This window comes from Variovorax sp. 22077 (assembly GCF_052044195.1).
GTDB classification, from domain to species: domain Bacteria; phylum Pseudomonadota; class Gammaproteobacteria; order Burkholderiales; family Burkholderiaceae_C; genus Variovorax; species Variovorax atrisoli.
Window position 1 is genome coordinate 1 of record NZ_JBQEQC010000049.1, and the last position, 10,019, is coordinate 10,019.

At 65.3% G+C, this 10,019-nt stretch carries 10 protein-coding genes and 2 pseudogenes; 10 read left to right on the top strand and 2 right to left on the bottom strand.

The annotated features are described in order from the left end of the window. Positions 1–1,167: 1,167 nt before the first annotated feature. The 6 genes and pseudogenes from ACTJLF_RS34155 to ACTJLF_RS34180 form a co-directional block, all read left to right on the top strand. Positions 1,168–1,371, top strand: a pseudogene (locus ACTJLF_RS34155) (JAB domain-containing protein); the annotation flags it as partial. Between the two features lie 422 nt (positions 1,372–1,793). Next, positions 1,794–2,444: a hypothetical protein gene (locus ACTJLF_RS34160; RefSeq protein WP_440884845.1), complete on the top strand. Its 651-nt coding sequence runs from the start codon at positions 1,794–1,796 to the stop codon at positions 2,442–2,444. Beyond that, positions 2,342–2,635, top strand: a complete 294-nt coding sequence (locus tag ACTJLF_RS34165) for a type II toxin-antitoxin system Phd/YefM family antitoxin (RefSeq protein ID WP_126186255.1) — start codon at positions 2,342–2,344, stop codon at positions 2,633–2,635. Before ACTJLF_RS34160 ends, ACTJLF_RS34165 begins: the two co-directional genes overlap by 103 nt. Then, on the top strand, positions 2,632–3,024 hold the full coding sequence (locus tag ACTJLF_RS34170) for a hypothetical protein (RefSeq protein ID WP_440884837.1): 393 nt from the start codon (positions 2,632–2,634) through the stop codon (positions 3,022–3,024). Before ACTJLF_RS34165 ends, ACTJLF_RS34170 begins: the two co-directional genes overlap by 4 nt. Positions 3,025–3,531: 507 nt before the next feature. Beyond that, the gene (gene nikR, locus ACTJLF_RS34175; protein ID WP_440884838.1) at positions 3,532–4,002 is read left to right on the top strand and encodes a nickel-responsive transcriptional regulator NikR; all 471 of its coding nucleotides are present in this window, start codon (positions 3,532–3,534) and stop codon (positions 4,000–4,002) included. Positions 4,003–4,120: 118 nt separating this feature from the next. Beyond that, positions 4,121–6,169, top strand: coding sequence for a TonB-dependent receptor (locus ACTJLF_RS34180; protein WP_440884843.1), 2,049 nt, complete (start codon positions 4,121–4,123; stop codon positions 6,167–6,169). Between the two features lie 65 nt (positions 6,170–6,234). Here the strand turns inward: ACTJLF_RS34180 and ACTJLF_RS34185 are convergent, their stop codons facing one another. Continuing rightward, entirely contained in the window at positions 6,235–6,372 is a 138-nt protein-coding gene (locus ACTJLF_RS34185) for a transposase domain-containing protein (RefSeq protein WP_440884844.1), read from the bottom strand. Further along, positions 6,358–7,022, bottom strand: a pseudogene (gene tnpC, locus ACTJLF_RS34190) (IS66 family transposase); the annotation flags it as partial. The gene ACTJLF_RS34185 and the pseudogene tnpC, both read right to left, overlap by 15 nt. A gap of 311 nt (positions 7,023–7,333) precedes the next feature. Here tnpC and ACTJLF_RS34195 point away from each other — a divergent pair. The 4 genes from ACTJLF_RS34195 to ACTJLF_RS34210 form a co-directional block, all read left to right on the top strand. After that, complete coding sequence (locus ACTJLF_RS34195) at positions 7,334–8,893, top strand: methyl-accepting chemotaxis protein (RefSeq protein WP_440884839.1); 1,560 nt, start codon at positions 7,334–7,336, stop codon at positions 8,891–8,893. 483 nt (positions 8,894–9,376) lie between these two features. After that, complete coding sequence (locus ACTJLF_RS34200; protein ID WP_440884840.1) at positions 9,377–9,571, top strand: hypothetical protein; 195 nt, start codon at positions 9,377–9,379, stop codon at positions 9,569–9,571. Beyond that, positions 9,571–9,774: an IS3 family transposase gene (locus ACTJLF_RS34205; protein ID WP_440884841.1), complete on the top strand. Its 204-nt coding sequence runs from the start codon at positions 9,571–9,573 to the stop codon at positions 9,772–9,774. Before ACTJLF_RS34200 ends, ACTJLF_RS34205 begins: the two co-directional genes overlap by 1 nt. Before the next feature lie 41 nt (positions 9,775–9,815). Continuing rightward, positions 9,816–10,019 (top strand): hypothetical protein (locus ACTJLF_RS34210; protein WP_440884842.1); only part of this gene is annotated, 204 nt, incomplete at its 3' end.

A 10,019-nucleotide genomic window follows, 5' to 3' on the forward strand; every position in this document is an offset into this window, starting at 1 on the left:
GGCTGCTGGCGCAGCACAGGGAATTCCGGCTGCTCGGCTCCTATCCCCGACGGTACTGAGCGCGGCGCTTGCGCCGGGGGATCCCAGTCCGGAGCCCAGCCGAGCCCGTGGGATGGGCCACTGCGTTGCGTCATGACGCGTCGGTCGTGCGTCGTCTCCGGACGTGTCCAGCCGCTGCCCGGGATGTCGAGAGTCCATTCGCTGCGACGCTGATCCGGTGGCGCGGGAACGCGGCGTTGTCGGCGCCCCGGGCGCGGGCGCTCCCCGCGTTCTCGGCGCACGGGGGACAGACCCAGAGCAGCTCTCGCTCTGACGCTTGGCGTCGGTGCGCGACGGCTGGCGCCGCCCACGGGTGTTCCAGGGCGGCCACGCCCTCCATTGCCGCGAGGAGATCGGCTCTCGCGGAGATCGGCTCTCGCGGAGATCGGCTCTCGCCGGAGGCGTCCATAACCGTCGGCAACCTGTGCAGTCGAATCACCACATCCGTTCCCACAGCACCACAACGCGGGCGCTGCGCTCCTTCCAGTTGTCGAACGCCGCGCAACGATCGGATGGCGCCTGCGTTGCTTGCCTCGCCCGAGGGGCCTCGCCTCGTGCCCTGCCGGATGCACGCCGACTGGAGATCGGGACCGGAACCGCCGCGCCGTGGTGTGGGCGGGGGGAGGGCTTGCCTGGGAGCCCTGAGGCCACCCCCTCGTTCTCGCGTTCTAGGCCCTGCGCGCGCTTCGCGTGCTCGGCGCGTGCGCCGCGCCTGCGGCGGCCCTGAGCGCTGCGCCGCGAGGGGATGGCGGGGTCTCGCAGGCAATCCCGCCTGTGTCTCGTACAGGAGTTCGTCATGAGCGCATCCCCCTTGTCTTCCTCTTCTTCCTCGATTTCCTCTGGCGCTTGAGTCTTCACCGCGCGCGAGCGCAGCGTGCTCAATGCGCTGTGGCCGTTCCTCGGTGCCGACGCCGAGCGGGTGTATGCGGCGCAGGGCCGTTCGCCGCAACGGTTGGCGGGCTTTGTGCGCGACTCCTTGCTGCCGGGGTGCACGCAGCTGCTGTGCGGCCTGCGTCTGGCGCGGGAGATGCTGGCCAAGGAACTGCGCGCGGGCGAGGCGTTCCGCTTGCTGTGCGGCGTCTCGGACACCTCAAGCTGCACTTCGCGGGGCAGGCGGACGAGAGCTTCGTGGTCCTGTTCCTCGATGCGCGGCACATGCTGCTGGCCTTCGCGGACCTGTTTCGCGGGACCTTGACGCAGACGGGCGTCTATCCGCGCGAAGTGCTCAAGCGCGCGCTGCTGCACAACGCCTCGGCGGTGATCCTGGCGCACAGCCACCGGTCGGGGGTGGTGGAGCCCTCGACCGATGACCTGGCGGTGACCGAAGGCCTGAAGTCGGCGCTGGCGCTGATCGACGTGCGGGTGCTCGATCACATCGTCGTGGAGGCGAACCGGGTGCCTCGATGGCCGAGCGCGGCCTGCTCTGAGGGCGGCCCGTGGAGCGATCCGGTCCGGGAGGGCTCGGGCCGGTCGTGCGGGGCGCGTGACGCCCGGGCCTCGTGGAATCCGGAAGGCGGAGGAAGGAGAGGGAGAGGGGAAAAAGTGAAAAAGGGAGAAGACGGAGTGGCGTGGTCTTGCTGGGGCCTTCAGTGTGGCACGTCGTTCTCGCCGTCAAGGGCTGCGCGCCGCGGCTGGGCGCGGCGCTGGCGGCCGTCGTCGACCCCTGACTGCTGCGCTGCGCCGTGCAGTCCCGGCGGCGGGCAATTCCGCCCGGACAAACGGAGATCGTCATGGACGAGAAATCACACGTTTAGATGGAACAGCACCTCTACCGAGTATGCGGCCTGGACTTCGATACCGGCGGCATCCTGTTCGACAGGCGGCTGCGCCGGAGCATGAAGCGCCCCACTGTGACAGGCTGGGGCCTGTGCGCTGAGCGTTGCAGGTTCTTCGAGGAAGGCTTTGTCACGCTCATCGAGTGCGACCCGCAGCGCAGCGGCGTGCCGGCGGAGCAGGACCCCATGCGGCCCGAACAGGCCTGGCGCACGGGGCGGCTCGCGCACCTGAAGTGCGAAGTCCTTGTGCGTGTGGCCGACGTGGCACTGGCGCCTGATGTGCCGTGCGTCTTCGTCGAACCCAGCGTGATCGAGCGGCTGCAGGCGATGGTCGGCCCCGCGGAGGACGGAGGACCCGTTGAGGTCCTTCGTGCGCCGCTTCGCGAGTTGCGAGGTGGCGCTTTTTCCGGGTCAAGCGACCATCCGCTATTGAACTTCGCCCTGGCCGAATGTCTTCCTCGAGGGTTGCATACCCCCGGCTTGACTGCTAAAGTGGGATTAATGAAAACCTTAACGGATACTGCAATATGTCGTTTAGAGCTTCAGATATCGTTCCCATCAGCGAAGCGCGCGCCCGGCTCACGGAGCTGGCCGAAGACGTGGTCGGCAGCGGCTCGGAAAAGGTTCTGACCAAGAACGGCGCGAGCTATGTTGCCTTGGTCGATGCACGCCGGCTGGATTACTACCACGCTCTCGAGTCGGAACATGCCAACCTTGTGCTGGCCGAAGACGCCATTGCCGGCTTGCGGGAGGCGCTGGCGGGGCAGTTCGTGTCTGACGAGGAACTGGACCAGGCACTCGGAACCGCATCGGCACCGTGAGCATCCCTGTCAACGCAAGGGTGCGGGCGGTTCCGAACTTTCTGGCGAGCCTGAAAGCTGCGCGCAGCTTCATGGAGGAACAAGACGCGGCTTCGGCGTCGGCGCGCTTCAAGAGGCTGCAGGCTGAAGTCGTCAAAGCGCGTGAACTTCTTTCATTCGCGCCCACCAGCGGCCGGCCAGCCCGGTTTCTCGATGCCAGGTCGGACTGGGGGCGCTTCCAGGCGGAGCAGGCACGCCAGAGTGCGAGAGCCCTGGGCCTGCCCGAACTGCGGGAGCTGGTGCTGGCCCGCCACGTCGTACTCTACGCGCATTCGATGCGCGAAGTCGTCCTGCTTTCAATGCGGCACGAGCGGCAACTCGGCTACGGCCTTTCCAGGCTATCCAATTGATGGGCAGGGCGTCTCGCCCTGGATGTTGGAGGAAAGAGCACGATGGCAGGGGCGGGCAGCAGCACCCGCCTCGATGGCAATCCGCCAATGCTTGAATCCCGACTCTCTCTGCTCGCGCAGAGCCAGGGCAAAGACCGTCTCGATCTCGTTCAGGGACCGGTAAAGCGCCACTTCGTCGCGGCGGCCTCTGCCGATTCGCGGCCTGTGTGCAGGGAGCCGAATGGCCCGGACGATTTCTCCGACCCGCTCAGCTGCGTCGGCCGTGCCATGTCGGGGCCATGGGATCGATGAAGCGGTCCATGTAATCCAGTAGATCGGGTGCCAACTGGGCACAGGGCACGGCCTGCCAGGGCGCCAGCCTGCGAGGCTTCTTGCCAGCCGCGCGTGCTCGTAGGCCTGCGCAGCCGCGAGCTCAAGGTAAGCGTCTGACGAACACACCTTGATTTCCAAGGAGAAGATGAGTGGATCTGGGCCTCTATGATGCATGCGCGCAAAGGAACCGCAGCCATGGAACGTTTCACCATCTCCCTCGACGACGAACTGGCCCGTCAATTCGATGCGTACATCGCCGACAAGGCGTACGGCAACCGCTCTGAAGCCGTTCGCGACCTGATCCGCTCCCGCCTCGGCAGCGCCACGCTCGACAAGCCGTCCAAGCGCCAAGCAGCGTGGTGCGTGGCGAACGTGAGCTATGTCTACGACCACCACGAGCACACCGTCACCAGCCGCGTGATGGACCTGCAGCACGACCACCACGACCTGGTGATCACCAGCCTGCACACGCACCTGGACCATGACCATTGCCTCGAGACGGTGGTTCTGCGCGGGCCAACGGAGGCCGTGCAGGCCTGCGCCGAGCAGCTTGTCGCACTGCGCGGCGTGCGCCACGGCAATGTGCACCTCGTGCCGCTCGACTTCAGCGAGCCGCACGCCCACGGCAAGAGCAAGCCGCACCGCCACCTCAAGCCCATGAACTGAGCTGTGCGCCGAATGGCGTATTCGGCTCTCGCCTGCATGTATGAATAATTCCTGATTGTTCTTACAACAAGAGGGATTCCCCGTGCGTGCCATCCTCCGATGCTCCCCCGGCGTGTTCATGACTGCGCTGCTGACCAGCGCTCCCGCCTGGGCACAGGACAGGCACCTGCCCGAGGTCGAGGTACGGGGCCCGCGCGACGCCGCCATCGGCTCGGCCGACAGCGCCAGCGAGGGGGCGGCCGAGAAGGAGTCATTCCAGGCGCGCCCCAAGCTGCGCCCGGGCGACATCGTCGAAGCGGTGCCCGGCGTCGTGGCCACCCAGCATTCGGGCGATGGCAAGGCCAACCAGTACTTCCTGCGCGGCTTCAACCTCGACCACGGCACCGATTTCGCGGTCACGGTCGACGGTATGCCGGTCAACATGCCCACGCACGGCCACGGCCAGGGCTTCGCGGATCTGAACTTCCTGATTCCCGACCTCGTCTCGGGCGTGCGCTACCGCAAGGGGCCGTACTTCGCAGACAGCGGCGACTTCTCGCTGGCCGGCAGCGCGTCGCTGGACTATGTGAGCGCGCTCGACGCACCTTTCGCAGAGGTCACGCTCGGGGCCAACAACTTCCGCCGCCTGCTCGCCGCGGGTTCGCGCACGGTGCAGGACCAGACCTGGCTGGGCGCGGTCGAGCTGGAGGGCAACAACGGCCCCTGGGACACGCCCGAGCGCCTGCGAAAGGCCAATGCGGTGCTGCGCTATTCCCAGGGCTCGCAGGTTCGAGGCTTCACGATCACCGGCATGGCCTATCAGAGCCGCTGGAACTCGACCGATCAGATTCCCGAGCGGCTGGTCGACAGCGGCGAACTCTCGCGCTTCGGGTCCATGAACACCACCGACGGCGGCAAGACCCGGCGCATCAGCCTGTCGGGCAAGTGGTTCGACAACAGCCCCGAAGGCCAGACCCAGATCAGCGCCTACGCCATCGACTACCGTTTCGACCTGTTCTCGGACTTCACCTATTTCCTGAACAACCCGGAACTGGGCGACCAGTTCGAGCAGACCGACCGCCGCCGCGTCTTCGGTGCGCAGGTATCGCACAGCCGGCCGAACAAGATCGCAGAGCTCGACGGCATCCTGAGCTTCGGCGCCCAGTGGCGCGGCGACCGCATCGGCGAGGTCGGGCTCTACAACACCGTGGCGCGCGAGCGTATTTCCACGGTGCGCAACGACAAGGTGTCGCAGGATCTGTTTTCGTTTTACGGGCAGCAACTGGTGAACTTCAGCGACCGGTGGCGCGGATACGTTGGTCTTCGAGGAGATGCGCTGCGCTATCAGGTCGACGGACGGGAGCCGGTCTACGGTCCCGTCAACAGTGGCCGGGGCCGCGACTCGCTCGCCAGCCCGAAGGCCGGGCTGGCCTTCACCCTCACGCCAGCGCACGAGTTCTACCTGAATGCCGGCGTGGGCTTCCACAGCAACGACGTGCGCGGCGCCACTATCAGCGTCGACCCGCAAAGCGGCCTGCCGGCCGAGCGGGTGCCTGCGCTCGTGAAGGGGCGTGGTGCCGAGATCGGCTGGCGCTTCCAGCCGAACGAGAACTTCACGTTCACGACGGCCTTGTGGCAGCTCAGGCTCGACTCCGAGTTGGTCTATGTGGGCGATGTGGGCACCACGGAACCCGGTCGCGCCAGCAGCCGCCGGGGCATCGAGGCCACGATGCGCTGGAAGATCGATTCGCGCTGGCGGCTAGAGGCTGATGCGGCGCTGTCGCGCGCGCGTTTCCGGGGCGTGGCGCCCGAGGGCGAAGGCAACTACATCGACAACGCGGTGGAGCGGGTGGTCGCGGCTGGCGTGACCTACACCGACGGCCCGCTAACAGCCTCCCTTCGCCTGCGGTACATGGGGCCACGCGCGCTCGACACGCTCAACAGCGTGCGCTCTCGCGCGACGACGCTGCTGAACTTCGGCGCGCGCTATGCGGTGAACAAGCACCTCACGCTGGGCCTCGACGTGTTCAACCTGACGGGCAGGAAGGGCAACGACATCGAGTACTTCTACGCCTCGTGCAGTGCGGGTGAGGTGGCACGAGGGGACTGCGGCAGCGGCATCGACGGCAAGCACATCCATCCGATGGAGCCGCGCAGCGCGCGGGTGAGCGCGCGCTGGACGTTCTGATGGAATATAGCCTGCGGCTGCACGAGCAGACAACGAACGGGTACTGATTTCGAATCGGGCAACCTTCAATTGCTTGGCGCCCAGCGATGAGGCAACAGGTCATTGATGCGGCTGGCCGGGTGGATCGGCAACCTGGTCAGCACGTGGCGGATGTAGGCGTAGGGATCGTGCCCGCTGAGCTTGGCCGAGTGGATCAGGCTCATGACAGCGGCGGCTCGCTTGCCTGCACACAGCGATCCGGCGAACAGCCAGTTCTGGCGGCCGAGCGCGATCGGCCGAATCCGATTTTCTATCCAGTTGTTGTCGATCGGCAGGCCGCCATCTTCGAGGAAGCGCGTGAGCGCACCCCAGCGCTTGAGGCTGTAGTCGATCGCCCTGGCGGTTGCCGATCCGTCGGGGATCTTCTGGCGCTGCTGGCGCATCCAGTGATCCAGCGCATCGGTAACCGGCCTTGATCGCTGTCGTCGGAGTTCGAGACTGCTGCCGCTGTCGGTCTGCGCCACCTCGCGCTCGATGTCATATGGCGGATCGAAGAACTTCAGCGCCTGCTCGCCGACCAGGCTGCCATGGTTGACCCATAGTTCGTGGAACTTGCGCCGCGCGTGTGCCATGCACCCGACCTCAGTCACCCCGAGTTCGAAGCAGGCCTTGTAGCCGCTGAAGTCGTCGGTGACGAGCTTGCCTCGCCACCCCGGCTTGGCGCTGGTTGCGCTCAGCCTGAGAAAGTCACGCACGTGCTGGCCCCTCGACTGTCGGCGAAGTCGAACACGAAGCCCTGAACCGGGTTGAATTGCGTCGTGCAGTAGCTCCACAAGTAGGCCCGGTACGTCTTCCCCGCTCCAGGTTTGAGCATCGCCACAGGGGTCTCGTCCGCATGCAGCACGTCGTTTCGCAGGAGCTCTGCTTCAGGTTTGCGGCGGTGGGCGTGAACTCTTCAAGCCGCATCGCGGATACCGTCGACGATTTCTCGGACGCCGCGGCCGGACTGGCTGTGAAGCACGTCCGGTGCTTATTGACGCTTCACACCTCGATCTCAGGCTTTCGCCAGCAGCCTGCGCATTTCGCTAAACATTAAGTTCGCATTGCCGATATCCCTTGGAGCCTGCCTGCGTTGCCTTTTCAGGCACTGCAACTTTTCAGCAAGTACTTCACCTGGGAAAAATCATGAAAAAGTTCAGGGATTTCGGGATCGGCACCCGCATGGGAATAGGGTTCGGGGTCGTGATTGCGTTGTTGATGGCGATGGTCGCAGTCGGCATCAGCCGCATCCGCGCGGTCGATCAGAACACCGAGGTGATCGCACACGATCGCTATGCCAAGGTGGCGCTTGCCCAGACCATCGAGAACGAGGTGAACAAGCAAGCCCAGGCCTTGCGGACGGCCCTGATGGCACGAGATCCGGGGGTGATCAAGGCAGAACTTGCCAAGGTTGATGAGTCCGCGTTGGTGATCGCCAAGGCCTCTGAGCGTCTGAAGCTGATCATCCACACCGAGGTTGGCAAAGCGGCGCTGCATGCACTGCTGGAGGCCCGCGGTACTTTTCGAGCGCATGAGGCCAAGCTGATTGAGCATATCCAATCGGGCCGGATGGAGGAGGGGCGCGACTACCTGATCAGGAAAATGTTGCCGCCCCAAACAGCCTATCTGTCGGCGATCGAGGCATTCTCCCGGACCCAGGTGCAAGGCATGGAGCAGTTCACCGCCGAGGCCGCCGACATCGCCCACATGGCAGCGTTGTGGCTGCTCGGCCTCGGTACCTTGGCGACGGCACTGGCTGGGGTGATTGCGGTGTCGTTGACGCGCTCGATCACTCGCCCGGTCGGGGAGGCCGTTCGGGTCGCTGAAACCGTGGCGGCGGGCGATCTGACATCGATGATCTCTGTACGCAGCAATGACCAAACGGGTCAGTTGATGCGGGCGCTCAGGACCATGAACGAGAGCCTGTCGCAGGTCGTGGGGGGCGTGCGCAGCAGCACGGACACCATCGCCATGGCTTCCAGCCAGATCGCTGCAGGGAATCAGGATCTGTCTTCGCGGACGGAGGAGCAGGCCAGTTCCCTTCAGGAGACAGCGGCAGCGATGGAGGAACTCACCAGCACGGTGAAGCAGAACGCCGACAACGCACGCCAAGCCAATCAACTGGCGACGCTGGCGTCCGAGGTGGCCGTCAAAGGCGGGACGGTGGTGGGTCAGGTGGTGCAGACCATGGATTCGATCCATGGATCTTCACGCAAGGTGGCAAACATCATCGGGGTGATCGACGGCATCGCATTCCAGACGAACATTCTGGCGCTCAATGCCGCAGTCGAGGCGGCGCGAGCGGGGGATCAGGGACGAGGCTTCGCGGTGGTCGCGGCCGAGGTACGTAATCTGGCGCATCGCTCGGCGGCGGCCGCCAAGGAAATCAAGGCTCTCATCGACGATTCCGTACAAAGGGTCGGTGAGGGTAGCGATCTTGTCAACGAGGCCGGAAGAACGATGCAGGAGGTTGTGAGCAGTGTGCAGCGGGTGAGGGACATCATGGAAGAGATCTCGGCAGCCAGTCACGAGCAGAGCACAGGCATCGAACAGGTCAGCCATGCCATCAGCCAGATGGACCAGACCACACAGCAGAACGCAGCGCTGGTCGAGGAGGCCGCCGCTGCGGCGCAGTCGCTGCAGGTCCAAGCAACAAGTCTGGTCCAGTCGGTGAGCCTCTTCAGGCTTGCAGGCGCGAACGCATGATGGCTCGGCCATCGCATGTCGCTGCCCGGTTCTGACGAGGTTGTCAGGTTCCGCGCAAACAAGAGTCCCCTCTCAGATGCCGGGCAGTGGTGCGTGTTGTGAAAGAGCCGGTCGCGGCCGCCGTCGCGGCGATGCCGCGCAATGCGGCGCATCACCGAGGATGCTGTCCATTCGTGGACCAGCATCACGTCGGCGCCGTCGAGCACGACGCGCTCGTCGAGACTGTGGCGGTCGGAGTGCGTGCTCGAAGCTGCGGATCGAAGCGCGCGAAAGCGGCGGACGGCGCGCGCCTGTGCGCGGCCCTCTGGTTGGCACGGCTCCAGCCCTGCCGCGGCTTGCATATGGCGACCGCACGCCCGTGCGCGAGCAGCGTGAAACGCCCCCATTTTCAACTGTGCCCGAAAGTCGGACCGTCTGGATTCCGCCGATCAGGCGGTGCTTCTCAATCGGTACTCGACCGGACTGAGTCCCTGCAGCCCAAGCTTGCTGCGCTCGCGCCAGCAAGTGGACGTCATCATCCACGCCCGCTTCGAGGGCCTCAGTGCTGTCGGGCCTTGGAAATGGAAAATGCTCGGCTTTCAGGGGCTGAAGAAGCTGCCCCTGCCCCATGTTCCCTTGCCGTTGAACAACAGAACGAACGGCATGCTGGATGCACCCAGCGCGACGCCTTGTGCGTGATGAAGATGTCGGCGTCGACCGACTTGTACAAGCCCGTCAAGAAGGACGAGTCGGCGCTGAAGATGCGGATCAAGGAGATCACCGCCACGCATCGGCACTACGGCTACCGCTGGGTGCATGTTCTGTTGCGCCGCGAGGGCCACATCGGCAACGTCAAACGGATCTATCGGCTTGCAGGGAGCAGGGGCTGTCACTGCGCCTGAAGCCGCGATGGCGCCATAAGGCAGCCGCGCTCAGGCCCCTCATGAGCCTCTCGGCAGTGATCCTTTCCGGCAGCGTGGTATCGACCTGCCCGGCCGCGCAGAGCGCATCCATGGCGTCGACGCGTTCCTCGCGCAGCGCCCTGTCTGCGGAGATCTTCCAGATGCGCGTGTCGTCTCTCTACTTCCCCGGCTCGCTTCGCCTCGTGCCGGCCCATGGAGGCGCATGCAACTGGGGGACAGTCTGC

Coding starts and splice junctions, on each gene's coding strand:
- ACTJLF_RS34195 (WP_440884839.1), top strand. CDS start 7,334: ATGAAAAAGTTCAGGGATTTCGGGATCGGCACCCGCATGGGAATAGGG.
- ACTJLF_RS34160 (WP_440884845.1), top strand. CDS start 1,794: ATGGAACAGCACCTCTACCGAGTATGCGGCCTGGACTTCGATACCGGC.
- ACTJLF_RS34205 (WP_440884841.1), top strand. CDS start 9,571: ATGAAGATGTCGGCGTCGACCGACTTGTACAAGCCCGTCAAGAAGGAC.
- ACTJLF_RS34165 (WP_126186255.1), top strand. CDS start 2,342: ATGTCGTTTAGAGCTTCAGATATCGTTCCCATCAGCGAAGCGCGCGCC.
- ACTJLF_RS34180 (WP_440884843.1), top strand. CDS start 4,121: ATGACTGCGCTGCTGACCAGCGCTCCCGCCTGGGCACAGGACAGGCAC.
- nikR (WP_440884838.1), top strand. CDS start 3,532: ATGGAACGTTTCACCATCTCCCTCGACGACGAACTGGCCCGTCAATTC.
- ACTJLF_RS34185 (WP_440884844.1), bottom strand. CDS start 6,372: ATGAGCCTGATCCACTCGGCCAAGCTCAGCGGGCACGATCCCTACGCC.